Raw genomic sequence first — 26,144 nt, forward strand, 5'->3', positions numbered from 1 at the left:
GTGTCCAGTTTACTGGATGAAGTGGAGCACCACGAACACAAGGCCCGCCAGCATGAGCAGGGCACCTACTGAACCACTGGCGAACAGAGCCACGATAAGACCACCCCCGAACAGGATGAGGCCTACCAGCAGGAAGGTACTCATGGCAACACGCTTCATCTTGGTTGCCATACGCTTGAAGAAGCCAGCCTTCTTCTCTGCCTTCTTGGCTACCGTAGCGGTGCCAGCGGTAGTGGCAGGCGCCTCTTCGGCGGTGGCGGCAGTGGTAACGGGGGCTTCAGCTTTGGGAGCAACAGCCGGGGCGCTTACCGCAGGCTTAGCCACAATGGGTGCGCTGACAGGTGCTGCAGGGGCCAGAGCAGGCGTCGTGGTGAGATCGCCAGCGCCCGTTTTACTGTTGGTGGCCGCTACACCGGCATTGTCATTTGCGTGGAGGCCCAGTGCAACAACGCTCAAACTGAGTGAGAGAAGCAGAGATTTCAGGTTTTTCATTGCTAGAACCAATAGTGGGTTAGTCTTAGTGTGTTCAAGTTCGGCAAAAGACGGACCAAAACCGCCCAAAAGCCGCTACTGTTTCTACAAATAGCAACGCCCCGCAGTTGCAGGGCGTTGGCAATTCTTACAGGTAGGTATACAGTGCTCAAGCGTGAGCCATGGCAGCGTCCTTCACATCGGCGAGCCAGCGCTCGGCGTCCAGTGCGGCCATACAGCCACTGCCCGCAGCAGTTACTGCCTGGCGGTAAATGTGATCCTGTACGTCGCCGGCCGCAAACACACCTGGGATATTGGTCTGGGCGGTCTTGCCGTGAGTAATCAGGTAGCCCGACTCGTCCATGTCCAACTGCCCTGCAAAAATGCCTGTGTTGGGCTGGTGGCCAATAGCTACAAAGAAGCCCTGTACCTCCAGGTCTTGTACTTCACCGGTCTTGTTATTCTTCACGCGCACCTTCTCCACAAACTGGTCGCCCAGTACGTCCACGGTCTCGGTGTTCCAGTGTACGGTGATATTGGGTGTGTTGAGGATACGCTGCTGCATAATCTTGCTGGCGCGGAGTTCGTCGCGGCGCACCAGCAGATGCACATTCTTGGCCATTTTCGACAGGTAGTGCGCTTCTTCAGCGGCAGTGTCACCACCACCTACTACCACTACGTCCTTGCCACGGAAGAAGAAACCATCGCATACGGCGCAGGCGCTGACACCGGCACCATACAGGCGCTTCTCGCTTTCCAGACCCAGCCACTTGGCGCTGGCACCCGTCGAGATAATCACGGCATCGGCGGTGAGTTCCTTGCCCCCACTAACCCAAAGGCGCTTGGGGCTGGCAGTAAGGTCTACTTTCTCCACTACATCGTAGCGGATGTCGGTGCCGAAGCGGGCAGCCTGATGACGGAAGTCTTCCATCATCTGGGGGCCCATGATGCCGTCCTTATAGCCGGGGAAGTTCTCTACGTCGCTGGTGAGGGTAAGCTGCCCGCCGGGCTGCATACCGGCATACATTACGGGCTTGAGGCCTGCACGGGCTGCATAAATGGCCGCGGTATAGCCCGCAGGGCCACTGCCAATAATCAGGCATTCAATATGTTCGGGTGCGTTCATCTTGTGAAAAGAGTATCGTATCAGCTAAACAGCGGCGTTTACGAAATAATTCGGTGGAGAAAGCCTCAGGAAGCCACCCGGGTGGCGCTTTCCGCCAGGCGATTGGCGTTTTCCTCCAGTTGCAATGCCTCAATGAACTCGTCCAGGTTGCCCTGCAGAACGGTCGGCAGGTTGTAGACCGTGAGGCCGATACGGTGGTCTGTTACCCGGCTCTGCGGGAAGTTGTACGTCCGGATTTTCGCGCTGCGGTCGCCAGTCGATACCATCGATTTCCGCATCTGTGACATCTCAGCATCGCGCTTCTGCATCTCCATATCGTAGATACGGGCCTTCAGTACTTTCAGGGCCAGGTCGTAGTTCTTGATCTGCGAGCGCTCGTTCTGCATGGACACCACGATGCCGGTAGGCAGGTGGGTCAGGCGCACGGCGCTGTAGGTGGTGTTCACACTCTGGCCGCCGTTGCCGCTGGCGCAGAAGGTATCCTTGCGGATGTCGGCTTCCTTCAGCTCCACCTCCACGTCTTCCACTTCGGGCAGCACGGCCACGGTGGCGGCGCTGGTGTGCACACGGCCCTGGGTTTCGGTGTCGGGCACACGCTGCACACGGTGCACACCGCTCTCGAACTTCAGGCGGCCATAGGCGCCATCGCCACTCACGCTGATGGTGACATCGCGGTAGCCCCCCTGCGTGCCTTCATGAAAGTCGGTAACCTCAAACTTCCAGCCCTGCATTTCGCAGAAACGACGATACATATTGAAGAGGTCGCCAGCAAAGAGCGCAGCCTCATCGCCACCCGTCCCCGACCGGATTTCCAGAATGACGTTCTTGTCGTCGTTCGGGTCCTTGGGGATCAGCAGGCGCTTCACCTTCATTTCCAGTTCTTCTACCTTGGGCTCCAGCAGACCGATTTCCTCTTTCGCCATTTCGCGGAGGTCTTCGTCGGTCTCGGTTTCCAGCAGCTCGCGGGCATTCTCAAGGTTCGAGAGCGCACGGATGTACTCCCGACCAGCCTCTACAATTGTGCCAAGCTCTTTGTACTGCTTGCTCAGCGTCTTTACCTGGTCCATATCCGACACCACTTCTGGCGAACCCAGCAGGTCACCTACTTCTTGGTATCGGGCTTCTATTTCTGACAGTTTTTCAAGCATGGCTACTGGCTAACGCGTTAAGGCTGGGCTATGGTGTACAAAAGTACGGCGTTTTCGGTGAGGAGATACAGAGTACCGGCCTGTAGTACGGCATCGCGAACGGCAGGCAGCACCCCGCCCATGGAGGCGGCTAATGGCAGTTGGGTCAGTTTGCCCATTCGCCACACCCACACTCCTGACCGGCTCAGCAACAGCAGGCCGCCGCCTGGCAGCCCCCCAACCACCCGCCGGAACGCTTCGGGCAGACGGCTGGCCGAAAGGCTGAACTGATATGTACCGAAGGCGTCGAAACACTTCAGGCTCTGGTTTGCTGAGTCTGATACCCAGACCTCCCGCTGGGCAGATACGTATATGTCATTGGGCTTAACCAGCCGCCCCATGCCATAGTCTTTGCCACCGAACGAAAGTTCGTAGCGGCCGAAAACGTCGAAGCGGTACACGGTGGCATCTTCCTGGTTCAGCACGTACAGCTCGCCACTGGGGGCCAGCGCAAAACTGATGGGGTTGAGATACAGTGCATCTGAAGCCCCGGCCCCCGATGTGGCCGGACTGATGGGCTGCGTGTCAAAATCAATCTCGCGGAGGAACCGAAGGGTCGTAGTCAGCAGCACCAGCCGTCGGTTGCCCTCGTCGTGCAGATACAGTTCCTGGCGGTTAAGATACTGCACCTTACCCGGGTGAAAGAGCCCCTCACCTGTGAGGCCAAAGCCCCCTACTTTCTGCACGCTGTCATAGCGGTAGGCCCGCAGAAACCGATACAGGCGATGGTTGCTCCAGTCAGTCACCACCAGGTTACCCTCTTCATCGGCATCCAGCCGGCTGCCGCCAGATACTGCAATCACCGCTGTGGGTTGCAGGGTATCCAGCGTCTGCGCCTCTGCTACACCCAGCAGACACAGGCCTCCCAACAGGCACTCAAGCGCCTTTCGGAGGATAGTACTCAATTGCTGGGCCATTGGCATCAATCCGAAGGTAGGAGAACTTGCTGATCCAGTCGCCGATACAGATCAGTTCCGTGGGACCCACAGGCACCCGCTTCACCAAATGCCGATGACCAAAGACAAAGTGCTGGTAGCTGGCATCGTGTTGCACAAAGTCCTGCACAAACTGCAACAGCCGCTCTTTGGGGCCATAGTCAATCTCGTCGTGCGCCCGGCTTTTGGCCGCGCTGCGCCCACTAAAATACTGCCCCAGAAACAGACCGACGTCGGGGTGTGTGACGCGGAAACACCAGTTGAAGAACGGGTTGACGAAGATCTTCCGCGTAAACTTGAACATGTGGTCGCCGGGGCCCAGGCCATCGCCATGCGCCAGAAAATACTTCCGGCCAAACCACTCGCGGCGCATGGGGGTACGGTGAACTGGTATGCCCAGTTCCTGCGGAAAGTAGTCGCGAGCCCACAGATCATGGTTGCCGATGAAGAACTGAATAGGCACCCCGCCGTCCACTGTCTCAGCCAACGCCCCCAGCAGACGGGTGTGGTACTTCGGCACCGCCCGCCGATACTCGAACCAGAAGTCGAATACATCGCCGAGCAGAATGATCTCCGACGCCTCGTCGCGCGCCTGTTTCAACCACTGAACAAAGTGCTTCTCCCGCGCCAGGCTGCTGGCGTGATCGGGCACGCCCAGGTGCAGGTCGGATGCAACGAACACAGGGCCGGTGGGCCGGCCCTGTGTCAGGATAGGTAAATCGCCAATCTGTATCACGGATATACAGTACCAGCCGTATCAGCGGTGGGTGCAGACTCAGACGTAGCAGCTGCGCCGTTCTGGTGTTCCTCGCCTTTGGTTTCAAACGGCCGGGGCCCCAGAATACGCGCCAGGTCGTCCTGGAATATCACTTCACGCTTCAGCAACTCTTGTGCCAGCGACTCCATCAGGTCACGCTTGGCATTCAGCAGTTGCTTGGTGCGCTCGTAGCAGTTAGCGATAAGAAGGCGCACCTCTTCATCAATAGCTTCAGCGGTCTTTTCGGAGTAAGGCTTGGTAAAGGCTACTTCGGCCTGCGAGTCATAGAACGATACGTTACCGATTCGCTCGTTCATGCCATACACCGTTACGATGCTGTAGGCCACTTTCGTAATGCGTTCGAGGTCGCTGAGGGCACCGGTGCTGATTTTGCCAAACACGATGTCTTCAGCCACACGGCCACCCAGCATCATGCACATGCGGTCAAGCATGTCTTCGTAGCGGTTGATGTAGTTCTCCTTGGGCAGGTACTGGGCATACCCAAGTGCTGCCACGCCGCGAGGAACGATGCTCACCTTCACCAGCGGATCAGCGTGCTCCAGGAACCAGCCTGCAACGGCATGGCCTGCCTCATGGTAGGCGATGATCCGCTTCTCATCGGGGCTGATGATTTTGTTCTTCTTCTCCAGACCGCCTATCACTCGGTCGATGGCGTCCTGGAAATCCTGCATGTCCACCGCATTCTTGTTGTGGCGGGCAGCAATGAGGGCCGCCTCGTTGCAGACGTTCATGATGTCGGCGCCTACGAAACCGGGCGTCTGGGTAGCCAGCTTCTTGATATCGAGGTCGGGCGACTTCACGATTTTCTGCAGGTGCACGCGGAAGATTTCCTCGCGCTCCTTCAGGTCGGGGCGGTCTACTGCTATCTGGCGGTCAAAGCGGCCGGGACGCAGCAGGGCGTTATCCAGCACATCGGGGCGGTTGGTGGCAGCCATCAGAATCACACCGCTGTCGGTGTTGAAGCCGTCCATTTCCACCAGCAGCTGGTTCAGCGTATTCTCGCGCTCGTCGTTGCCGCCGGTCATGTTGGCACGGCCACGGCTGCGACCGATGGCGTCAATTTCGTCGATGAAAATAATGCAGGGAGCTTTCTCCTTGGCCTGCTTGAACAGGTCGCGGACACGGGCTGCGCCCACGCCTACGAACATCTCAACGAAGTCAGAGCCACTGAGGCTGAAGAAAGGCACCTGAGCCTCGCCTGCTACAGCCTTGGCCAGAAGGGTTTTACCAGTACCGGGAGGGCCTACCAGCAGCACACCCTTCGGAATATGGCCACCCAGACGGGTGAAGCGTTGCGGGTTCTTCAAGAAGTCTACCACCTCCACTACTTCCTGCTTGGCTTCGGCCAAACCGGCTACGTCATTGAAGGTGATGCGTACACGGTTCTCTTTGTCGAACAGCGAGGCCTTGCTTTTGCCGATGTTGAAGATCTGCGAGCCACCTACCCCACCACCCATGCGGCGGAACAGGAAGAGCCACACCAGCAGGATGAGACCGATGGGAATCAGGAATTGTAGAATACCGCCAATGATGTCGCGGCGCTCTTCTGCCTCGAGTGGAATGTTGGCTTTTCGAAGATCCGTATCCAGATTACCCAGGTCAACGAAACGGTAGGTGAAGGCAGGGCCCACATCCGCACCGCCCCAGAATCCGGGCTTCGACTTATCCTTGAACTCGGCCAGTTTCTTGGCTTCGGGTGTCAGATATATCTCTGCAATCTCGCGGTTTACGATAACCACTTTCGAGACGACCTTGCGCTCGATCAGTTCGTTCAGCTTGGACGACGTAATCTCCCTGCTGCCGCTGCTGCTGCCGGGGCTTACTGTAATAATGGCGATGAGTATCGCCACAAGTACTAGGCCGTATACCCATAGCAGGTTGCCCGGGCTTCCGGGCAGCTTGTCGCGTTTTCCGTTGTTGTCGGACATTTCTTTGAGTGAGGTTCAGTTGCCTGCCGAGTGAAGTGCAGGCGGGTTCACGCTATAAGTAACAGCGCTCTGCCACTTTCGTTCCAAGCCCAAACTTAACGAAAATGTGAGGCGTTATGGCAGGAAAGAAGAAGCTGCGGAGCGAAAAAGCTGTCAACACCTGACACACCGTCAGACAGAGCCCTGTTGCATCCGCTCGGCAAGCAGCGGCGCCACCCGGTAATCGTCGGCACCACGCACCCGTTGCAATGCCTGCAATACCGCAGCTACGGTATCCAACCCAATTTTATCAGCCCAGTCAAACGGTCCCAATGGGTAGTTCACCCCCAGTTTCATGGCCAGGTCCACGCCCTCGGCGTCGGCATTGCCCTCGCCCACCAGGAAGTAGGCTTCGTTGATGATGCGGCAGATGACACGGGGAGCTACCATACCGATGCGGTCGGGCACGACAATCACCTGCTTGCCCAGCGATTCCAGCAAATTGGCCGAGGCCTTCTCTCGCCAGGCCGATACTTCCCAGCTGTCACGCGACAGGAACCAGGGGTTACCAGCAATACCATACAACTGACACTGAGGCTGTACACCTGCCTCATGCACCATTTCGCTGAGGGTCCGCCGCAGCGCCGACACCAGCACTGTCACTCCTGCCAATGGTGCGTAGCGCTCCAGATGGCGGGCCGTGGGCTGACGGTCCAGCGTCAGGTCTACAATCAGGCTGGCATCTGCCGGAGCAGCGTCATCCAGACGCGAGGGCTCTATCCAGGCAGCTTCCAGCAATACCTGAGGCAGGGGCCAGGCGCGTTCGGCAGCCGTACCTATTACATATATGGGCATATCAACGGGAGAGATCGAGAGCTGTATCGGTGTTGGTGCGCCGCTGTGGCAACAGCAGCAGTCCCAGCCACAGGAATGGCAAAAGTACAATGCGGTAGCGCACCAGCGTACCGAAATTAATCAGTGTAAGGCCCAGAAAGCTTGCCGAAACAAACGCAAACAGCAGAAACCCTGCTGCCCAGTATGAAGGTATGGTTTTGCGTGTCAGCATCCCGCGGAGATCGGCACGCCATAAGAGCCAGAGGGTTGCCCCCAGTTGCACGGCCGCTTCCAGCGCCATCGCCTTACCCGCCAGATTCCCCACTTCCCATAGAAATGGCCGGAATAGTCCCGTGAACATGGCCCAAGGAAACAGTAGCAGCCCATCGACCAGGGAATAGGGCGCATGCCACCCAATGTCAAAATAGCTGTTGCCTCTCACGCCTTTGGCTTCCAGCGCGATCTTGAAATAGCGCATTTCACCTACTATGCGCTCGGGCGTGTAAGATGTCAGGTGCATCAGCAGAAAAGCACCTGCCAGCAGCGCCAGCACCAAGCCCCAGGTTTTCAGGCTGCGCCATCGTTGCCACAGATAGGCCAACATCCACACACCTGCCAGTGCCAGAATCAAGGCCTGCATCAGAAACGGCTTGATGGTAAACGCCAGTAACACTGCCGCCGCCACGCCACTCCATCCCAGAACACCCAGCCTGCGGCCTTTCTGCCATTGTACAGCAGCCCAGACGCCCCAGCCCAGTCCGGCCAATATTACGGGTTCCTTCATTACACCGCCACCCCAGAAAAATACAGACGGAAACCCCAGCAGCAGGCACAGTGCCAGCCACTTACGACCCTCCATCTCCGTCCGGAAGGCATCGTACAGCGCCCACACGCCACTGAACCCCAGGCAGCCCAGCACCACCGCCGACCCGTAATAGGAGCTGCCAAGCGCCAGCAGCAGCAGCGTCAGCACCTTAACAAAAGCAACATGGTACACCGAGTCAAGAGCCAGCATGTTCAGTCGGTGAGCCACCAGCAGGTCTTCAGGCGTTCTTCCCCAGGGTGCAAGCGTCCAGATACGCCAGGCATCCGCGTGCCCTTCCAGCGTCAGTTGTTTCAGATACAGGGCGGCCCAATAAAAATTCAGGCTGTCGTCGGTTGGCAGCAGTTGCCGCCAGCTGACAACCCCCAGGGTTATGCCCCCCAGGAGAAATGCCCCCAGGCCCAATACCAACAAAACACGCTCTAAAAAACTATAATTCAGCAGATTGGACTTTCGCCAGCAGAGCCACAGGGTTGTCGTACCCAGCAGGCATATCAATAGCGCATCCAGCAGCGTGGGTGTTAGTAAAAGCGGCGTCCGATCCATGTTTCCACAAAAGTAAGTGTTGCACCCAAGCAAACGCCAGTATCGGGAATTGCTAAGGCGCTACAAAGGTTCCTAACTTGGACCTCCCATTCGTTATGCAAACAATCGTAGACTCTCCGGTGGCTACCCCACCCGTCCGCCTGGAACTCGACCAGTTGCTGTCCGCCTTTCGCCTCATGTGCCTGGCAGGCGAAATGGCACGCATTTACGACGAGAACCGCGAGATCTGCAAGTATGTCCACAGTACCTCGCGTGGCCATGAGGCCATTCAGCTGGCTGCTGGCATGCAGCTGCTGCCACAGGACTATGCCTATCCCTACTACCGCGACGAGTCCATGCTGCTGGGCATGGGCCTCACTCCCTATGAGCTGATGCTTCAGCTGCTGGCCAAGCGCGACGACCCCTTCTCCGGGGGCCGCACCTATTACAGCCACCCCAGCCTCCGCCGGCCCGAACTTCCCAAGATTCCGCACCAGTCGTCTGCCACCGGCATGCAGGCCATCCCAGCAACCGGCGCCGCCCACGGCTTCAAGTACCGCGAGCAGCAGGGCCTGCCCACTGACGGCCAGCCCCCTGTGGTGCTCTGCTCTCTTGGCGACGGCTCCATTACCGAAGGCGAAGTAGCGGAAGCCTTCCAGATGGCCGTGCTGCACCGCCTGCCCATCATTTACCTTGTACAGGACAACTACTGGGGCATCAGCGCCAGCGGTGACGAAATGCGCGCCATGGATGCCGTGGAGTATGCAAAAGGCTTCAAAGGACTGGAAACCGTGTCGGTCGACGGCAGCGACTTCATCGCCTGCTATCGCACCCTGCACAATGCCCTGCACACCGTTCGCACTGCCCGCCGCCCTATCTTGATTCATGCCACAGTGCCGCTTCTGGGCCACCACACTTCGGGTGTTCGCCGCGAGTGGTATCGCACCCAGGAAGACCTGGACGAAAGCGCCAAGCGCGACCCCTTCGTCCTGCTCCGCGACAAACTCCTGTCCCTGGGCCTCGACGAAGCCTACCTGAATGAGATAGACGAGAAGGCCCGCGCCGAAGCCCGCGCCGACTTCGAACGTGCCAAGGCTGCTGAAGATCCCCGCCCCGAAGACCTCACCACCCATATTTTCGCCCCCACCTCCGTCACTGAGGAAAAAGGCGAGCGCACCCCTGCCGATGGCAAGGAGGTGGTGATGGTGGATGCTGCCCTGCACGCCGTCGACGAACTCATGGCCCAGTATCCGGAAGCCCTGCTCTACGGCCAGGACGTAGGGGGCCGGCTCGGGGGCGTGTTCCGCGAAGCCGCCACGCTGGCCAAAAAGTATGGCGACGGTCGCGTATTCAACACCCCCATTCAGGAAGCTTACATCATCGGAAGTACGGCAGGCATGTCAGCCGTTGGCTGTAAACCCATTGTCGAAGTGCAGTTTGCCGACTATATCTGGCCCGGCCTCAACCAGCTGTTTACAGAGCTCAGCCGCTCCTGCTACCTCAGCAACGGCAAATGGCCTGTTCAGAGCGTCATTCGGGTGCCCATCGGGGCCTACGGCAGCGGGGGCCCTTACCACAGCAGCAGTGTCGAGAGCGTTCTGCTCAACATACGCGGCATCAAAGTCGTGTACCCCAGCAATGCCGCCGATTTCAAAGGTCTTTTCAAAGCTGCCTTTCACGACCCCAATCCTGTGCTGATGCTCGAGCACAAGGGCCTGTACTGGAGCAAAGTACCTGGCACCAAAGATGCCCGCACCATCGAACCTGATGCCGACTACATCATTCCGCTGGGCAAAGGCCGACAGGTGGTAGCCGCCAGCCAGGAACAGATGGACAATGGCAACAGCTGTGTCGTCATCACCTGGGGCATGGGGGTCTACTGGGCCAAGAATGCCGCCGCCGAGCTTGATGGCTCTGTCGAAATCATTGACCTCCGCACCCTTGAGCCCCTCGACTGGGACCTCATCACCGAAGCCGTACTGCGACACGGCAAGGCAATGGTCCTCACCGAAGAACCCCTGCCCAACTCTTTCGCCGAAGCGCTGGCTGGCCGCATTGGTCGCAAACTTTTCCGCAGCCTCGACGCACCCGTCGCTGCTGTTGGCGCCGAATGCATCCCTGCTATACCTTTGAATACCGGCCTGGAACAGGAAGCCCTGCCCAGTGCCGCGAAAGTACGGGAGGCTCTCGTCGCCCTGCTTGGATACTAACCCACCTTACGTGAGTACCAGCCCTGTCACTGAACCCGAAATAGAAGAGGCCGATCACGCCGTCTTCCCCGTCGTGTCCATCATCACCGTGGTGTACAACGACCGGGAGCCCCTGCGCGCTACCATCGCCAGCGTGCTGGAACAGCAGTATCCCTACATAGAGTATATTGTCGTGGACGGCGGCAGCACCGACGGCACCCTCGATGTCATCCGCGAACACGAAGAACACATAGACCGATGGGTGTCAGAGCCGGATAAAGGCCTCTACGATGCCATGAACAAAGGCTTGGACATGGCAACTGGCGACTTTGTCTGGTTTCTCAACGCCGGCGACCTCGCTTATGCGCCCGACACCCTCGAAGAGTTGTTTGCCGGCTATGAGGGCGAAGATGCCATATATGGACAGGCCGCACTCATGAACGCCGAAGGCGTAATAGTGGGAATGCGCAGCCACAAACAGTTGCCCCGTCAGCTCACATGGCGCCACATGCGGCTGGGCATGGTCGTCTGCCATCAGGCGCTGCTCATCCGCCGCACCATCGCCCCGCATTACAATCTACGCTACCGCATTGCAGCCGATATCGACTGGACCATCCGCGCCCTCCGCAAAGCCAAGGGAGTGAAAAACAGCGGCCAGGTGTTATGTAAGTTCCTGCTCGGTGGCACCAGCAGCCGTCAGTGGCGCAAGTCGCTCGTGGAGCGGTTCAGCATTCTGCGCCATCACTTTGGCCTGCCCATGACCGTGCTCAGCCACCTGCAGATCATAGCCGAAAACGTCATTCGTCGCCGCCCTTTCCAGCGCCTCTTGATTCAGAAGCGCGAAAACTGATTCTCTCCTGCCCTGCCGCTTACGATGGACCAAGCTCTGCCACAGGTTATTACCGCTGAGAAAACAGGAGATGCAACCCTCCTCCTCACCCGTGTGGACGACCTCCTCAACTGGGCGCGCCTGTCCTCACTCTGGCCTCTCGGTTTCGGCCTGGCCTGCTGTGCCATCGAAATGATGTCGACCAACGCCAGTGGCTATGACCTAGACCGTATGGGCGTCTTTCCTCGCGGCACACCCCGACAGGCCGACCTCCTCCTCGTTTCCGGCACCGTCACCTTCAAGATGGCCGACCGCATCCGCCGTCTTTATGAGCAGATGGCCGAACCGCGGTATGTCATCTCCATGGGCAGCTGCTCCAACTGCGGTGGCCCCTACTGGCAGCATGGCTACCACGTCGTCAAGGGGGTCGACCGCGTCATCCCGGTAGACGTCTATGTGCCCGGGTGCCCACCACGCCCCGAGGCCCTCATTGGGGGTATACTGAAACTTCAGGAGAAAATCCGCCTGGAATCGGTGCAAATCCGTCCTTTCTAGGCAGTTATACACACCCCGCCATAAGATTGTGGAGTCTTTGACTTGCCCAGTTTAACCTTTTGGAAAAACTTGCGTTAAGTCACTGTTAAGAACCTGTGGGGTGGTTAATGATTGCATTAAACCCTCTTCGAGGTGCTTATCAATGGCGGAACAATCAGATTTTTGCGTCGGAATCCATCTCCACAATCGGTTTATGCATTTCAAACATTTACGAAAACTGGTCTTCCTGCCCCTGTGGCTGTGCCTCGCGGCACTGGCCTACGGTCAGGGTCTGACTACTGGCTCTATGAGCGGTGTGGTCAAAACGCAGAATGGTGAACCCCTTGTTGGTGCAACCGTCAAGGCTGTCCACGTTCCCACGGGGACTACCTATGGCAACCTCACCAACAACGCAGGCTCCTACTATCTGCCGAACATGCGTGTAGGTGGCCCTTACACTGTTACCATCGAGTACGTAGGCTTCAAGACCTTTGTGCAGGAAAACATCCAGCTGGGTCTTGGCCAGGCACTCACCATCAACCCCATCCTGGTAGACGAGTCTGTCCAGATGAGCGAGGTAGTGATCAGCGAAAGCCGGAACGCTGTAATCAGTGCAGGGCGCACAGGTGCGGCTACGGCCGTTACCACCCAGCAGCTGATGGAGCTCCCGACGCTGGGTCGTTCAGTCAACGACTTCTCGCGTCTGTCACCCCAGGGTTCCACTGGTTCTCCCAACTTTGCTGGCTCTAACGGCAAGTACAACAACTTTACCCTTGACGGTGCGCTGGTAAACAACGTATTCGGCCTTGGCGAAGACCCACTGCCCGGTTCAGGTGCAGGTGTGTCGCCTGTGTCTATTGACGCCCTCGACCAAATCAGCGTTCTCATCGCCCCCTACGACGTTCGCCAGTTTGGCTTCACCGGTGGTGGCATCAACGCTACTACCCGCTCTGGCACCAACGAAGTAAGCGGTTCGGCTTACTGGTTTGCGCAGCGTGGTCGCTGGCAGGGCAAGCGTAATGCCGGCCAGAACATCACACTCCCCGAGCTTACCTACAACCAGTACGGCTTGCGCGTGGGTGGCCCCATCATCAAGAACAAACTGTTCTTCTTTGTCAGCGGCGAACTTACCCGCAACGAAGCTCCGTTTGCCAACTTCCGCCCCCGCGAGGCTGGCGAAGGTGCCAACAACACTTCGATTGGTGATATCAGCGCCGACTCACTGCGCACGCTGTCCAACTTCCTGCAAAACAACTTCGGTGTAAACTTCGGTGGCTTCCAGTTCCCCGAAAAAACCGATAACAAGAAACTGCTGGTTCGCCTCGACTGGAACCTGAACAGCAACAACAAGCTGAGCTTCCGTTACAACTACGTTGAAGGGTTCGACCTCCGTGCCCCTTCGGCTTCTGACGATGCCCGCTTCTACGCCAGCAACAACGAGCGCTCGAACGGCCGCAACACCATTCCTTTTGAGTCTGTTGCCTATAAGTATGAGTCGACCATCGCCAGCTACTCGCTGGAATGGAACGCCATCTTCGGCACACGCTTCGCCAACCAGCTGATCGCCACGTACTCCGACGTTGAAGACCGTCAGTACTCGCCCTTCCCCGAATTCCCAACGGTGGAAATCGTGAACGTTGGCTCGTCCATCAGCCGTAACGGCGCTGGTGAAATCACTGGTCTAGACCTTGCTACCGTATTCGGTCCGGATCCTTTCCGCCACAACAACGGCATCATCCAGAACCAGCTCCTCATTCAGGACAACTTCAGCATCTTCCTGGGCAAGCACAACATCACCGCTGGCTTCCAGGCAGAATACTACGAACTGAACAACATCTTCCTCCGGGCACGCTGGGGCCGCTATGTGTTCCGTTCGTTCGACTCGTTCTACAGCAACGTAACCAATACCCGCAATGGCATCCCCCAGACCGCCTACTCCTCTCCGATGAGCTACTGGCTGGGCTACGAACTCGATGGCCGCACCTCAGATGCCGCACTCGAAGCCATGCAGCTTGGTTTCTATGCCCAGGATGAATTCCAGGCCCTGCCTAATCTGAAAGTTACGGCTGGTCTCCGACTGGACATTCCCTTCTACCTCAACGAGCCTATCTTCAACAAAGAAGCCAGCGACCTCTTCAGGCAGCCAATCGGTGAGCTTCCGGGCACACAGTACCTGTTCTCGCCCCGCCTGGGCTTCAACTGGGATGTGTTCGGCGACAAGCGCCTTCAGGTACGTGGTGGTACGGGCATCTTCAGCGGCCGTATTCCCTTCGTGTGGATGACCAACAACGTGGCCAGCACTGGCCTGAACGTGGGCCGTATCCTCACCATCCCTGGCACTGCCAACGGCGATGCTCCCCAGCTGAACGGTCAGTATATCGACTTCGACCCCAACATCGCCCAGCGCTACAAGCCCAGTCCGGCAGTAGGTGGTGCAGGTGCTACCATCCCCCTGAACTTCGCCGACAACAACTTCAAGTGGACACAGGTATGGCGCTCCAGCCTCGGTGTTGACTACGACTTCGGCGATGGCCTCGTAGCAACCCTCGAAGGTGCATTCACCCAGGACATCAATGCGGTTTACCACGTTGATGCCAACCTGAACCCCACTAACGCCAGTGTTAAAGTAGGTCCCGGCAATGCACCAACGGTTCCGGTCATCTCTGGCACCCGTCGCATTGTTACTACGCAGCCTTACAATGCCGAGGTTATTGGTCTGCGCAACAGCAACCAGGGGTATGCCTACTTCATCACGGCACAGCTCCAGAAGGCGTTCAACAAGAACTTCTTCATGTCTGCTGCCTACACCTACACGAACGGCCGTTCGCTTACCAACAACCCTGGTGAAAGTGCAAACTCTGCCTTCCAGGTAAACCCTGTCCTTGGCGACCCCAACCGTCCTCAACTGGGCTTCCTCGGCTTCGGCAACACCCACCGCATCATTGCTACCGCTTCGTATAAGTTCGAGTACAGCAAGTGGACCTCCACCACCATCGCTGGTTTCTACGAACTGGCTACTGGTCCTCGCTACTCATTCACCTATGGCGGCGACCTGAACAATGACGGCGCCAACAACGACCTGATGTACATCCCGGCTGCCCAGAACGAGATCATCCTGGTACCCGATGGTGCCTCTGATCCCCGTACTGCCAACCAAATGTGGCAGCAGCTTGACGCCTTCATCAACCAGGATGAGTACCTCAGCGCCCGTCGTGGCACTTGGGCCGAGCGCAACGGCGCTCAGCAGCCGATGGTTGGCGTGTTCGACCTTCGTATCCTTCAGGATTTCTATGTTGACGTAAAAGGCAAGCGCAACACCATCCAGCTGAGCCTTGAAATTTTCAACTTCGGCAACCTGATTAACGAAAACTGGGGCGTTTACAAGAACACCACCACCCGTTCTCCCCTCCGTGTTGTAGACTTCTCTGGCACCGATCCTGTTTCGGGTGCGACGGGCCTTCCCCGCTTCACCTTCACCCGTGCCAGCAACAGCTCCAACACCCCCCAGATTAACTCGTTCGCCCCCAACCTGAACTCCCGTTACCGGATTCAGTGTGGCATCCGTTATATCTTCAACTAAGCTGAGCCACACCGCAATCTGAAAAGGGCGCTCCACTCCGGAGCGCCCTTTTTCGTTTCTTTGTCACACCGTTCCTTTGGCCCTACTGCCCTGTATGAATCACTTACGCCGGGTGGCACTGCTGCCCCTGCTCTTCCTTCTGCCGCTGGCCACGCTGGCCCAGGAAGCCGACCTCCCCTACCACGATGAGCTCTATCGCTTCATTGACCGCATCGACATAAAAGGCCTGACCGGAAAGCCCATATCCACCGAGATCAAGCCCTATGGCCGCGAGCGCGTGCTGGAAATTCTGCGCGACGCAGACACCAGCCGCATGGGCCGCCGAGACCTTGCCTGGCTTAACCGCAGCCGCTTCCGCATCGACGAGTCCTACGCCCCCGAACGCACTGGCGAAGGCGCACGCTGGTATGAGCGCGGGCTCTTCAACCCCTTCTACACCAACAAGCGCGATCTCTTCACCCACCGCTCCGAAGACTTCAGCCTCTACGTAAACCCCACTTTCTACTGGGCCGTAGGGCAGGACCGCGTAACCCCGGACGGCGGCGCCCAGAAAACCAACAGCCTCTTCCGCAACTCCAATGGACTGCAACTCAGGGGCTCTCTCGTGAAGAAAATCGGCTACTTCGCCGAGGTGGTGGCTACCCAGCAGCAGTTCCCCGCCTACGTCAACAGTGTCATTTCTACGCTGGGAGCTGTACCCGGCGAAGGCAATATCAAGCCCTTCCGCGACAACGCCTGGGACTACTTCTCCTTCCGCGGATACCTTACCTACTCGCCCTTCAAGAACCTGCGCATCAAGTTCGGCCACGACCGTGCTTTCTGGGGCCAGGGCGACCAAAGCCTCGTACTCAGCGACTTCGGGCCTGAGTACCTCATGCTCAACCTCAACTGGCGCTTCTGGAAGCTGGAGTACACCAACCACTTCTCACAGATGGTGGACTTCATCCGCAATAAATCCGATGCCCTCGGCACCTACCCCCGCAAGTACGGCGCCTTTCACATGCTCACCTTCCGGCCCAACGCCAAGCTGTCGTTCAGCGTGTTCGAGAGCACTGTATTCTCTGGTCAGCAGGTCAATGGTCAGCGCGGTTTCGAGCTCCAGTACCTCAATCCGGTCATCTTCTTCCGCTCGGTGGAACAGTATATCGGCAGCCCCGACAACACCCTGCTGGGCGCTATGGCCAAGGCCAACCTCTGGAACCGCCTGCAACTTTACGGCCAGTTTCTCCTCGACGACTTCAATGTTGCCGCCAGCAGGAACGGTAGTGGCTATTGGGGCAACAAGTTCGGCTATCAGCTGGGCCTCAAGTACATAGACGTACTGGGTGTGGAGACGCTCGACGCCCAGGTAGAACTGAACAGCGTGCGCCCCTATACCTACGGCCACTACAACGTCAGCACCAATTACAGCCAGTATGGTCAGTTCCTGGCCCACACCTTCGGCGCCAACGTACGCGATATCAGCCTGACGCTCAACTACCAGCCCATTCCGGCGCTCTATCTGCACCTGCGTGTGCAGCACGTTCAGCAGGGCCGCGACGGCGATGGCCGCAACTGGGGTGGCGACATCTTCCGGTCCAATTCCACACCCCGCCCCTCTGACTATGGCAACACCGTCGGCCAGGGCACCGAATACCGCCTCACTTCCGTCAACGGCCGCGCCACTTACCAGCTCTGGCGCACAGCCCTTTACTTCGACCTCGAAGGCTACTACCGCAAGGAAACTGGCGGCAACTCGCTGGGCCTGCTGGGCGGCCTGCGCTACAACCTGCCCTGGCGCCCCATCCTGCTGTAATGGCAGTTTGCCTCCCGTATCGACAGGTTGCCCACTCCGGCAACCTGTCTGCTTTTAAGGAATTGGAATCGGGCGGGCAGCCCTGCTTCTTGCAGCATGGCCGCCATACGTGTTCCTCTGCCCATTCAGTTGCAGCACCGCCTGCTGCGCATCATTGACCACCAGATGGCCGTGATGGAGCGCAAGATGGCCGAACAGCCGGAGGAGGAAATCCCCAATGCCACGGTCAACAGCCTCAACCGTCTCATCAACACCTACCAGAAGGCTGCCAGTAACCACACGCCCGAGGGCTATTCCGGCATGTTCAAGCAGGTGACAGAATGGACGCAGAAGGCCCAGCCCCACCACATACCCGCGCTGGCCGACATCGTCATCGGCTTCATGGAAGACTTTGGCGGCCAGCTGGAACAGGGCAAACACGCGCAGCCACAGCCCGAGACGGCCCAGCCCAGCGGTACGCCCCCCGTATGGCGTCATACCGGGGCCATCCCCAACCTCATGCAGCAGCCACCCAGCCAGTGGCCCTCGGCACAGAAAGCACGCACTGCCAGTCAGCCGCTTGCACCTGACCGCCCTGCCGATAGCAGTTAAAGCACCACGTTGACGATGCGGCCCGGCACCACCACCATTTTCTTGATGGGGCCGGTCACATGTTTGGCCAGTTCGGGGTCAGCTTCCAGCCGTGCCCGCACTTCGGCTTCCACACCTGCCGCATCCAGCGTCCGCGCCAGCGTGATTTTCCCGCGCGTCTTGCCGTTGATGGAGATGGGATATTCCACTGAGGCCTCTACCAGATACTGCTCCTCATACTTCGGAAACTGCGCCTTCACCACGCTGGTGGTGTGTCCCAGCGCTGCCCACAGTTCTTCACAGATGTGGGGCGCGAACGGACTGAGCGCCAGCACCAGGGGCTCAAGAATGGCCCGCTTGCGGCAGCCCAGGCGCGACAGCTCGTTGGTACAGATCATGAACTGTGGCACTGCCGTGTTGAAGCTCAGCCGCTCGATGTCTTCGGCGGTCTTCTTCAGCGTCTGGTGCAGATATTTCAGTTCTTCAGCAGTAGGGGCTTCGTCGGTAACAGCGAGGTTGCCCTGTTCGTCGGTGAAGAGACGCCAGAACTTCTTCAGGAAGTTGAACACACCCGTAATGCCGTTCGTGTTCCAGGGTTTCGACTGCTCCAGCGGCCCAAGAAACATCTCGTACAGGCGGAAGGTGTCGGCCCCGTACTGCGCGCACAGGTCTTCGGGGTTCACCACGTTGTACTTCGACTTCGACATCTTCTCCACCTCCCAGCCGCATACGTACTTGCCGTCTTCCAGCTCAAACTCAGCAGTGGCATATTCCTCGCGCCAGTTGCGGAAGGCATCAAGGTCCAGCACATCGTCCTTGACGATGTTGACGTCCACGTGCAGGGGGGTGTAGTCGTCCATGCGCTGCAACAGGCCCTTCGACACAAACTTACCCGTCGTCTTGTGGCGATACACGAAGTTGCTGCGCCCCTGTATCATGCCCTGGTTCACCAGCTTGCGGAAGGGCTCTTCGGTGGCGCACAGGCCACGGTCAAAGAGAAACTGTGTCCAGAACCGGCTGTAAAGCAGGTGGCCCACCGCGTGCTCCGAGCCGCCTACGTACAGGTCTACGTTCATCCAGTACTGCTGGCGGGCGGGGTCTACAAACTGCTGGTCGTTTCCCACGCTGAGGTAGCGCAGGAAGTACCACGACGAGCCTGCCCAGCCGGGCATGGTGTTGGTTTCGCGCTGGCTGCCGTCGGGCAGGTGCACCCAGTCGGCCACAGCGGCCAGGGGGCTTTCGGCTGCACCGGTAGGCTTGTAGCTCTCTACCGCGGGCAGTGTCAGCGGCAGCTGGTCTACTGGCAGCGGGTGCGGAATGCCGTTGCGGAACACCATCGGGATGGGCTCGCCCCAGTAGCGCTGGCGTGAGAAAATGGCGTCGCGCAGCCGGTAGGTCACGCGCGCTTTGCCCAGCCCTTTGGCTTCTATCTCCTGTATGGCGCGCTCTATGGCCGCCTTCACCTGTAATCCGTTGAGGAAGTGCGAGTTCACCATCTCCCCCTCTTTGCCCGAAAACGCCTCTTCCTGCACGTTGCCACCCTTCACCACTTCCACAATGGGCAGGGCAAAGTGCTTGGCAAAGGCGTGGTCGCGCTCGTCGTGGCCCGGCACCGCCATGATGGCACCTGTGCCGTAGCCTGCCAGCACGTATTCACTGGTCCACACGGGCAGTTTCTCGCCCGTGAAGGGGTGAATGGCATAGGTGCCGGTGAAAGCGCCTGTCACGGTCTTCACCTCAGTCTGGCGCTCACGCTCGCTCTTGTTGCGGGCTTTCTCGCAGTAGGCGCGGGCCTCTGCGGCAGCATCGCCCTTCAGGAACTCGTCAATGCGCACATGGTCGGGCGCTACCACCAGGAATGTCACGCCGAAAATGGTATCCGGGCGGGTAGTGAACACCTCGATGGGCTCGCCGCCGTCGGCCAGCTGGAACTTCACTGCGGCACCCGCCGAGCGGCCTATCCAGTTGCGCTGCATCTCCACTACGCTCTCAGGCCACTCAAGGGTTTCGAGGCCCTTCAGCAGGCGGTCGGCGTAGGCCGTAATCCGCAACGACCACTGGCGCATCCGCACCCGCTCCACAGGGTAGCCCCCACGCTCGCTCAGGCCGTCCTTCACTTCTTCGTTGGCCAGGACGGTACCCAGCGCCTGGCACCAGTTCACCATCTCGTAGCTGAGGTAGGCCAGACGGTAGTGCAGCAGGGTCTCCTGCTGCTGGTCGGCGGTCATGGCGTTCCAATCGGCGGCGGTGAAAGGCTCGGGCAGCGCGGTAACAGCCTGCACGGCCGCACTTCCTCCCTTCGCCAGGGCGGCGGTCAGCGTAGCGATGGGCTCGGCTTTGTCCGTGGCTTTGTTGTACCACGAGTCAAACAGCTGAAGGAAAATCCACTGCGTCCAGTGATAGAAATCGGGGTCGCTGGTGCGGGTCAGGGTGTCGGGGTCGTGGCCCAGGCCCAGCACGGCCAGCTGCTTCAGGTAGCGGGCGGTGTTCTGCTCGGTGGTGAGGGCCGGGTGCTGGCCCGTCTGGATGGCGTACTGCTCGGCGGGCAGGCCAAACGAGTCGAAGCCCATGGGGTGCAGCACGTTGAAGCCCTGCATCCGCTTGTAGCGGGCCACGATGTCGGTGGCGATATAGCCCAACGGGTGACCTACGTGCAGGCCCGCACCACTAGGGTACGGGAACATGTCCAGTATGTAGTACTTGGGCTTGTGGGTGGCCAGTTTCTCGGCGGCAAAGGTGCGGTTGCTGCTCCAGTAAGCCTGCCAGCGCGGCTCGATCTGCTGTGGGGTATAGGGACCCAGTTTCGACATACGTTTCTCCTTGTTCCTGCCTCCTTTGGGGCAATTCAGGGCGCAAAACTACGGCTTTTGAGCCAAAGCCCCATTCAAAAAGCACCTGGCCTCAGGCCTTTGCGCGTTGTTCAAAATGGTACTTTTGCAGCCGAATCCATACGAACTGACTTTAGTCTCTGCCCGCATGTCTCTCATCGCATCCATTTCCGGCGTCCGCGGCACCATCGGTGGCCAGCCCGGCGACAACCTCACGCCCATCGACGTCGTCAAGTTTGCTGCCGCCTATGGCACATGGCTCAAAAGCCAGAACCTGGGCAACACCGTAGTGCTGGGCCGCGATGCCCGCGTGTCGGGCAGCATGGTGCGCTCGCTCGTTGCCGCCACGCTGCAAGGGCTGGGCATACACGTCGTAGACCTCGACCTCACCACCACCCCCACCGTGGAGGTAGCAGTGCCGATGGAGAAAGCCGCTGGTGGCATCATCCTCACGGCCAGCCACAACCCCGCCCAGTGGAACGCCCTGAAGCTGCTCAACAGCCGCGGCGAGTTCCTCTCCGGTGCCGATGGCGAGGCCATTCTGGCGCTCTATCAGTCGCAGGAGTTCACCTTCGCGCCCTACAACGAGCTGGGCACCTACCGTCTCGACAACACCTACCTCCAGAAGCATATCGACGCCATTCTGGCCCTGAAGCTCGTGAACCGCGATGCCATTGCCCGGAAGGGTTTCAAGGTGGTGGTAGACGCCGTCAACAGCACCGGCGGCGTCTACATGCCCGCCCTCCTCAAGGCGCTGGGCGTCACCGAAGTGGTGGAACTCAACTGCGAGCCCACCGGCATCTTCGCCCACAACCCCGAGCCCCTTCGCCAACACCTGGACCAGATCTGCTCCTACATCCAGCAGAACCCCGGCTACATCGGCGTAGTGGTAGATCCGGATGTAGACCGCCTGGTGTTTGTCTGCGAAGACGGCGAACTCTTCGGCGAGGAATATACCCTCGTGTTGGTGGCCGACTACGTCCTGAGCCAGACGCCCGGCGCCGCCACCGTCAGCAACCTCAGCTCCAGCCGCGCCCTGGCCGATATCGCCGCCAAGCACGGTGGCACGTACCATGCCGCTGCCGTGGGCGAGGTCAACGTAGTGGTGAAGATGAAGGCCAACAACGCGCCCATCGGTGGCGAAGGCAATGGCGGCATCATCTACCCCGAACTGCACTATGGCCGCGACGCCCTCGTAGGCGTGGCACTGGCCCTGACACACCTGGCCAACTCCGGCAAGACGCTGCGCCAGCTCCGCGACGAATACCCCAACTACGAAATGGCCAAGCACAAAGTGGAACTGCGTCCCGGCCTCAACGTAGACGCCATTCTCGACGCCATGGCCACCCACTTCGCCAGCCACCGCGTCAACCGTGAGGACGGCGTGAAGGTGGACCTGCCGGACAGCTGGATACACCTGCGCAAGAGCAATACCGAGCCCATTATCCGCATCTACACCGAAGCCGCTACCGCCGAAAAGGCGCAGGCCCTGGCCGAGGAAGTGCACGGGCTTATCACCGCCGTTGCACCCTCAAACTGAGATTCCGTACCTTTCGAGCCGACAGCCAGACAGAACAACCATGACCACCACCCGCGTTTACCTCGACAACGCCGCCAGCACCCAGCTTGACCCGCGGGTACTGGAAGCCATGCTCCCCTACCTCACCGAGCAGTTTGGCAACCCCAGCTCGGTGCACCACCATGGCCGCCAGCTGCGCGCCGCCATCGAGAAAGCGCGGAAAACCGTGGCCGAGATTCTGAACTGCGCCCCCGCCGAAATCGTCTTCACCAGCGGTGGCACCGAGGCCGACAACTACGCCCTTCGCAGCAGCGTCATTGGTCTGGGCCTGAAGCACATCATCACCAGCCCGCTGGAACACCACGCCGTGGGCCACACCGTGGAGCAGCTGGCACAGCAGCTCGGCATCACCTACACGATGCTGACGCCCGATGCCAAAGGCAACCTCGACCTGAACGAGCTGGAAGATGCCCTGAAGCGCAACCCCAAGTCGTTTGTGTCGCTGATGCACGGCAACAACGAGATAGGCACCCTGAACAACATTCAGGCTATCGGTGAGCTGAGCCGCCAGCACGGCGCGGTCTTCCATACCGACACCACCCAGACGGCAGGCCACCTGCCGCTGGACCTGCAAACGCTGCCCGCCGACTTCCTCGTGGCCAGCGCCCACAAGTTCTACGGCCCCAAAGGGGTAGGCTTCCTCTTCCGCCGCGAAGGGGTGGCCATTCCCAGTATGGTGACCGGTGGGGGCCAGGAGCGCAACCAGCGCGCTGGCACAGAGAACGTGGCATTCATCGTAGGGCTGGCGAAGGCGCTGGAACTCTGCACCACCGAGCAGCAGGCCCATCTGGACCTCTTCTGGAACCTCAAGCGCCGCATGATGGACGGCCTGAAAGCCCTGAGCCAGCAGATTGCTTTCAACGGCGAAACCGACTTTGACAAAGCCCTGCCCTGGGTACTCAACGTGGCTTTCCCCGGTACAGACGAAGAGTCGCTGATGCTCTTCAACCTTGACCTCTACGGCATCAGTGCCTCGGGTGGTTCGGCCTGCACCAGTGGCAGTGTCACGCCCAGCCACGTGCTGTCGGCACTGGGTCACACGCCCCAGCGCATCGCCAACAGTGTGCGCTTCAGCTTCGGCGCACAGAACACCGAGGCCGAGGTAGACTACACGCTGGAGAAGCTGCGCATAATTCTGGAGCCCGTGCTACAGCACGCCTAGCGATACCACAGCCTGACGCATTTGGCTTACTGCGCTACTGCCACTTGTAGGTTTCAGGAAACATACTTGGGCTTACCGCCAATGGCGCTTACATTGGGGTACTTATCTGCACATCCCTGAATGACCAAAAAAAGCTTTTTCTTCTCCTTTGACCTAGGGTTACAGCTGTTTCTGTATGTGCTCCTGGCCCTTGTGCTTTTAACCCGTATCAGCACCCCATTGGCAAATCTCCCAATTGGTGTCCTGTTGCTGATCATTGGCCTGTGGCATCTCTTTAGCTGGCTCATTCACTATGTAATGGGCGACCGTTCGGCCCAACGACGGACGTATGCCTATCTGGTGCTGGGACACATGGTGGTATCTATCATCCTGTTCAATGTCTTTTCGGGAGATGATTTTGCGACAGTATTTCCGCTGGTTCTGACGCTCGGTGTCGGCATTGGCCTCTTTTACCATTACCTCACCTGGAAGGCATTCCGCAGCCGCAACGCCTCCTGATTCTCAGCCCTCATCCGATGTCCACCTCGCCCCGTGGCCTGCGGTTCCTTCGCGCCGACGTCGCCATCCAGACGCTGCTGTACCTGTTCGCATTCCTGTCTGCCTTTCTCTTTGTGCTGAAAATTCAGGTTGGCGGGTTTCTCTTCATAATGGGCATGATTTTCATTGCCCTGTGGCATTTCGTCAGCTGGGGGATACATTTTTTTCTGTTGAAACGGCGCACTCGCGCCCGAAGTCTGTATCTCTGGCTTGTCATTGGCTACATAGCGCTCTACTGGTTGCTGGGCACGATTGCCTCAGGGCTGTCTGACGCCCTCCTCCTGCCCTACTTTGCCGCAGGAGTGCTCTTGGGGTTCTACTACCACATCACGAGCCGCCGCGAACTGAAATCCGAACTGGAGGAACAGCAGAACGGCTGAGCAGCTCCACTGCCGCATCCATTCGCCATTCAAGCACGTGCTAGTAGCGGAAGTGCTTGATTTTCTCACCCTTCTCTCCGATGTCGGTCATGGCTTCAATGCCGATCTGGAGGTGCATTTCGACGAACTTGGCGGTGACTTCGGCGTCAGACTTCTCGGTCTTCACGCCTTCGGGCGTCATGGGGGTGTCAGACACGAGAAGAAGTGCGCCTCGGGCCAGTGAGTTGGCGTGACCTACCACGAAGATGGTGGCGGTTTCCATGTCAATGCCGATGACGGTCTTCTTGCGGAGGGTCTCCTTGAACTCGGTGTCCCACTCCCACACGCGGCGGTTGGTGGTGTAGATAACGCCGGTGCGGTATTCCTGTCCGTGCTCGACGATTTTGTCAGAGACGAACTTGTGCAGCTTGAAACTGGGCAGGGCCGGGACGTCGGGCGGGAAGTAATCGTTGCTGGTTCCCTCGCCGCGAATGGCCGCGATGGGCAGGATGAAGTGGCCGAGTTCGGCGCTGTGCTTTACGCCACCGCACTTGCCCAGAAACAGGATGCCCTTGGGCTGGCGGGCCACCAGGAGGTCCATGATGGTGGCTGCGTTGGCCGAGCCGATACCGAAGTTGACTATGGTGAGGCCGGCGCTGTTGGTCGCGGTCTGCATGGGACGACCCACGCCTTTTACGTCACATTTGAATTTTTCGGCAAAGCGGGTGACGTAGTTGTGGAAGTTGGTGAGCAGGATGTAGTCGCCAAATTCATCCACAGCAGTGCCCGTGTAGCGTGGAAGCCAGTTGCGGGCGATTTCCAGTTTGGTTTCCATAGTTGGCTTCTGTGCAAGATACAGCCCATGGAGGCAATGGCGCAATGGCGATGTGGCAGGTTGCCCTCAGCGCAGATCGAGGCGGTGCTCTACGATGTTCATATCGTCTTCCACCTGTGTGACGACGAGCAGGTAAACCCCCTTGCGGAAGCGGGAGACGTCGAGGAGGAAGGCGTGGTTGCCGGGCTCACCAGAGGGCAGTTTCTCGGTCCAGACCTGCTGGCCGATACCATCGTATACGCGGACGAGGAGCTCCTTCTGGCGGTCGAGCAGGTAGTTCATGTATACTTTTCCAATCTCGCGGTGGAGCGTAAACTCACAGAAAAGAAGGGCCTTCTTGAGTTCGTAGTGAGTGGTAGCAAGGGGGGTTTCCTTGCGGTTGTTGTCGATGGCAACCAGGCGATAGTAGCGCTCGGCCTCGTTGAGCTGGTCTGTGAAGGAGAAGTTTTCTTCGAGCTTGGGGCTTACCCAGAACTGAACCGGGGCGTTGAGGCGGCTCCAATTGGCACCGTCGGCGCTGCGCTCTACGTAGAAATAACCCCACTGGCTGTAATTGCCAAGGGCTTTTGCCTTCCAGGAGAGCTTGACCTGGCGGGCCTTCTCGTCGGCATTGGCTTTGAAAGCGTGAATTTCCAGCGCTGGGGTATCGGCGCGGAAAGCCGCCGCCACCAGCCAGCAAAGGAGAAGCACGGGAGTAAGACGCAATCGGGCGTACAGCAACTGCATAACCGAAGGCAGAATTGTTTGTTGTGTTGTCTGTA

21 protein-coding genes are annotated in these 26,144 nt (G+C 58.8%); 10 read left to right on the forward strand and 11 right to left on the reverse strand.

Annotated features, from left to right (window positions below):
* Positions 1 to 9 precede the first annotated feature (9 nt).
* The 8 genes from AC2D8O_RS09645 to AC2D8O_RS09680 form a co-directional block, all read right to left on the reverse strand.
* Entirely contained in the window at positions 10 to 492 is a 483-nt protein-coding gene (locus AC2D8O_RS09645) for a hypothetical protein (protein ID WP_484678608.1), read from the reverse strand.
* 148 nt (positions 493 to 640) lie between these two features.
* Positions 641 to 1,597 (reverse strand): thioredoxin-disulfide reductase, encoded by a 957-nt coding sequence (gene trxB / locus AC2D8O_RS09650; protein WP_484678609.1) that lies wholly within the window; start codon positions 1,595 to 1,597, stop codon positions 641 to 643.
* A 65-nt stretch (positions 1,598 to 1,662) separates the two neighbouring features.
* Complete coding sequence (prfA, locus tag AC2D8O_RS09655) at positions 1,663 to 2,745, reverse strand: peptide chain release factor 1 (protein WP_484678610.1); 1,083 nt, start codon at positions 2,743 to 2,745, stop codon at positions 1,663 to 1,665.
* 17 nt (positions 2,746 to 2,762) lie between these two features.
* Positions 2,763 to 3,701, reverse strand: coding sequence for an NHL repeat-containing protein (locus tag AC2D8O_RS09660; protein ID WP_484678611.1), 939 nt, complete (start codon positions 3,699 to 3,701; stop codon positions 2,763 to 2,765).
* Positions 3,661 to 4,455 (reverse strand): UDP-2,3-diacylglucosamine diphosphatase, encoded by a 795-nt coding sequence (locus AC2D8O_RS09665; protein ID WP_484678612.1) that lies wholly within the window; start codon positions 4,453 to 4,455, stop codon positions 3,661 to 3,663. Before AC2D8O_RS09665 ends, AC2D8O_RS09660 begins: the two co-directional genes overlap by 41 nt.
* On the reverse strand, positions 4,452 to 6,425 hold the full coding sequence (gene ftsH / locus AC2D8O_RS09670; RefSeq protein WP_484678613.1) for an ATP-dependent zinc metalloprotease FtsH: 1,974 nt from the start codon (positions 6,423 to 6,425) through the stop codon (positions 4,452 to 4,454). The genes AC2D8O_RS09665 and ftsH overlap by 4 nt, the downstream gene beginning before the upstream one ends.
* 171 nt (positions 6,426 to 6,596) lie before the next feature.
* The gene (locus AC2D8O_RS09675) at positions 6,597 to 7,259 is read right to left on the reverse strand and encodes a 3-hydroxyacyl-CoA dehydrogenase family protein (RefSeq protein ID WP_484678614.1); all 663 of its coding nucleotides are present in this window, start codon (positions 7,257 to 7,259) and stop codon (positions 6,597 to 6,599) included.
* A gap of 1 nt (position 7,260) precedes the next feature.
* Positions 7,261 to 8,607: a hypothetical protein gene (locus AC2D8O_RS09680; protein WP_484678615.1), complete on the reverse strand. Its 1,347-nt coding sequence runs from the start codon at positions 8,605 to 8,607 to the stop codon at positions 7,261 to 7,263.
* Positions 8,608 to 8,702: 95 nt separating this feature from the next.
* Between AC2D8O_RS09680 and AC2D8O_RS09685 the strand changes: the two genes are divergently transcribed.
* The 6 genes from AC2D8O_RS09685 (at position 8,703) to AC2D8O_RS09710 (ending at position 18,104) form a co-directional block, all read left to right on the forward strand.
* Positions 8,703 to 10,796, forward strand: coding sequence for an alpha-ketoacid dehydrogenase subunit alpha/beta (locus tag AC2D8O_RS09685; protein WP_484678616.1), 2,094 nt, complete (start codon positions 8,703 to 8,705; stop codon positions 10,794 to 10,796).
* Positions 10,797 to 10,806: 10 nt separating this feature from the next.
* Positions 10,807 to 11,625 carry a glycosyltransferase family 2 protein gene (locus tag AC2D8O_RS09690; RefSeq protein WP_484678617.1) on the forward strand — a complete coding sequence of 273 codons (819 nt, stop codon included), beginning with the start codon at positions 10,807 to 10,809 and terminating at the stop codon, positions 11,623 to 11,625.
* Between the two features lie 24 nt (positions 11,626 to 11,649).
* Positions 11,650 to 12,159: an NADH-quinone oxidoreductase subunit NuoB gene (gene nuoB / locus AC2D8O_RS09695; protein WP_484678618.1), complete on the forward strand. Its 510-nt coding sequence runs from the start codon at positions 11,650 to 11,652 to the stop codon at positions 12,157 to 12,159.
* Between the two features lie 193 nt (positions 12,160 to 12,352).
* Positions 12,353 to 15,718, forward strand: coding sequence for a TonB-dependent receptor (locus AC2D8O_RS09700; RefSeq protein ID WP_484678619.1), 3,366 nt, complete (start codon positions 12,353 to 12,355; stop codon positions 15,716 to 15,718).
* Positions 15,719 to 15,812: 94 nt separating this feature from the next.
* Positions 15,813 to 17,513 carry a capsule assembly Wzi family protein gene (locus AC2D8O_RS09705; protein WP_484678620.1) on the forward strand — a complete coding sequence of 567 codons (1,701 nt, stop codon included), beginning with the start codon at positions 15,813 to 15,815 and terminating at the stop codon, positions 17,511 to 17,513.
* A 96-nt stretch (positions 17,514 to 17,609) separates the two neighbouring features.
* On the forward strand, positions 17,610 to 18,104 hold the full coding sequence (locus AC2D8O_RS09710; protein WP_484678621.1) for a hypothetical protein: 495 nt from the start codon (positions 17,610 to 17,612) through the stop codon (positions 18,102 to 18,104).
* Here AC2D8O_RS09710 and leuS read toward each other — a convergent pair.
* A complete protein-coding gene (gene leuS / locus AC2D8O_RS09715; RefSeq protein ID WP_484679309.1) occupies positions 18,101 to 20,884 on the reverse strand; it encodes a leucine--tRNA ligase in 2,784 nt (927 codons plus the stop codon). The genes AC2D8O_RS09710 and leuS overlap by 4 nt on opposite strands.
* A 175-nt stretch (positions 20,885 to 21,059) precedes the next feature.
* Between leuS and glmM the strand changes: the two genes are divergently transcribed.
* The 4 genes from glmM (at position 21,060) to AC2D8O_RS09735 (ending at position 24,569) form a co-directional block, all read left to right on the forward strand.
* A complete protein-coding gene (gene glmM / locus AC2D8O_RS09720; RefSeq protein ID WP_484678622.1) occupies positions 21,060 to 22,451 on the forward strand; it encodes a phosphoglucosamine mutase in 1,392 nt (463 codons plus the stop codon).
* A gap of 40 nt (positions 22,452 to 22,491) precedes the next feature.
* Positions 22,492 to 23,652: a cysteine desulfurase family protein gene (locus AC2D8O_RS09725; protein WP_484678623.1), complete on the forward strand. Its 1,161-nt coding sequence runs from the start codon at positions 22,492 to 22,494 to the stop codon at positions 23,650 to 23,652.
* A 120-nt stretch (positions 23,653 to 23,772) separates the two neighbouring features.
* Positions 23,773 to 24,150 (forward strand): hypothetical protein, encoded by a 378-nt coding sequence (locus AC2D8O_RS09730; protein WP_484678624.1) that lies wholly within the window; start codon positions 23,773 to 23,775, stop codon positions 24,148 to 24,150.
* A gap of 17 nt (positions 24,151 to 24,167) precedes the next feature.
* Positions 24,168 to 24,569: a hypothetical protein gene (locus tag AC2D8O_RS09735; RefSeq protein ID WP_484678625.1), complete on the forward strand. Its 402-nt coding sequence runs from the start codon at positions 24,168 to 24,170 to the stop codon at positions 24,567 to 24,569.
* 40 nt (positions 24,570 to 24,609) lie between these two features.
* On the opposite strand, the gene AC2D8O_RS09740 is transcribed toward AC2D8O_RS09735, so the two are convergent.
* Both AC2D8O_RS09740 and AC2D8O_RS09745 read right to left on the reverse strand, forming a co-directional pair.
* On the reverse strand, positions 24,610 to 25,383 hold the full coding sequence (locus AC2D8O_RS09740) for an AMP nucleosidase (protein WP_484678626.1): 774 nt from the start codon (positions 25,381 to 25,383) through the stop codon (positions 24,610 to 24,612).
* Between the two features lie 66 nt (positions 25,384 to 25,449).
* Positions 25,450 to 26,109 carry a hypothetical protein gene (locus AC2D8O_RS09745; RefSeq protein WP_484678627.1) on the reverse strand — a complete coding sequence of 220 codons (660 nt, stop codon included), beginning with the start codon at positions 26,107 to 26,109 and terminating at the stop codon, positions 25,450 to 25,452.
* Positions 26,110 to 26,144: the final 35 nt, after the last annotated feature.

The organism is Pontibacter sp. T17, from assembly GCF_057219875.1.

Bases quoted from the DNA above. Each gene is read 5' to 3' on its own strand.
- AC2D8O_RS09645 (WP_484678608.1), bottom strand. From the start codon at position 492: ATGAAAAACCTGAAATCTCTGCTTCTCTCACTCAGTTTGAGCGTTGTT.
- trxB (WP_484678609.1), bottom strand. From the start codon at position 1,597: ATGAACGCACCCGAACATATTGAATGCCTGATTATTGGCAGTGGCCCT.
- prfA (WP_484678610.1), bottom strand. From the start codon at position 2,745: ATGCTTGAAAAACTGTCAGAAATAGAAGCCCGATACCAAGAAGTAGGT.
- AC2D8O_RS09660 (WP_484678611.1), bottom strand. From the start codon at position 3,701: ATGGCCCAGCAATTGAGTACTATCCTCCGAAAGGCGCTTGAGTGCCTG.
- ftsH (WP_484678613.1), bottom strand. From the start codon at position 6,425: ATGTCCGACAACAACGGAAAACGCGACAAGCTGCCCGGAAGCCCGGGC.
- AC2D8O_RS09675 (WP_484678614.1), bottom strand. From the start codon at position 7,259: ATGCCCATATATGTAATAGGTACGGCTGCCGAACGCGCCTGGCCCCTG.
- AC2D8O_RS09680 (WP_484678615.1), bottom strand. From the start codon at position 8,607: ATGGATCGGACGCCGCTTTTACTAACACCCACGCTGCTGGATGCGCTA.
- AC2D8O_RS09685 (WP_484678616.1), top strand. From the start codon at position 8,703: ATGCAAACAATCGTAGACTCTCCGGTGGCTACCCCACCCGTCCGCCTG.
- nuoB (WP_484678618.1), top strand. From the start codon at position 11,650: ATGGACCAAGCTCTGCCACAGGTTATTACCGCTGAGAAAACAGGAGAT.
- AC2D8O_RS09700 (WP_484678619.1), top strand. From the start codon at position 12,353: ATGCATTTCAAACATTTACGAAAACTGGTCTTCCTGCCCCTGTGGCTG.
- AC2D8O_RS09705 (WP_484678620.1), top strand. From the start codon at position 15,813: ATGAATCACTTACGCCGGGTGGCACTGCTGCCCCTGCTCTTCCTTCTG.
- AC2D8O_RS09710 (WP_484678621.1), top strand. From the start codon at position 17,610: ATGGCCGCCATACGTGTTCCTCTGCCCATTCAGTTGCAGCACCGCCTG.
- glmM (WP_484678622.1), top strand. From the start codon at position 21,060: ATGTCTCTCATCGCATCCATTTCCGGCGTCCGCGGCACCATCGGTGGC.
- AC2D8O_RS09725 (WP_484678623.1), top strand. From the start codon at position 22,492: ATGACCACCACCCGCGTTTACCTCGACAACGCCGCCAGCACCCAGCTT.
- AC2D8O_RS09730 (WP_484678624.1), top strand. From the start codon at position 23,773: ATGACCAAAAAAAGCTTTTTCTTCTCCTTTGACCTAGGGTTACAGCTG.
- AC2D8O_RS09735 (WP_484678625.1), top strand. From the start codon at position 24,168: ATGTCCACCTCGCCCCGTGGCCTGCGGTTCCTTCGCGCCGACGTCGCC.
- AC2D8O_RS09740 (WP_484678626.1), bottom strand. From the start codon at position 25,383: ATGGAAACCAAACTGGAAATCGCCCGCAACTGGCTTCCACGCTACACG.
- AC2D8O_RS09745 (WP_484678627.1), bottom strand. From the start codon at position 26,109: ATGCAGTTGCTGTACGCCCGATTGCGTCTTACTCCCGTGCTTCTCCTT.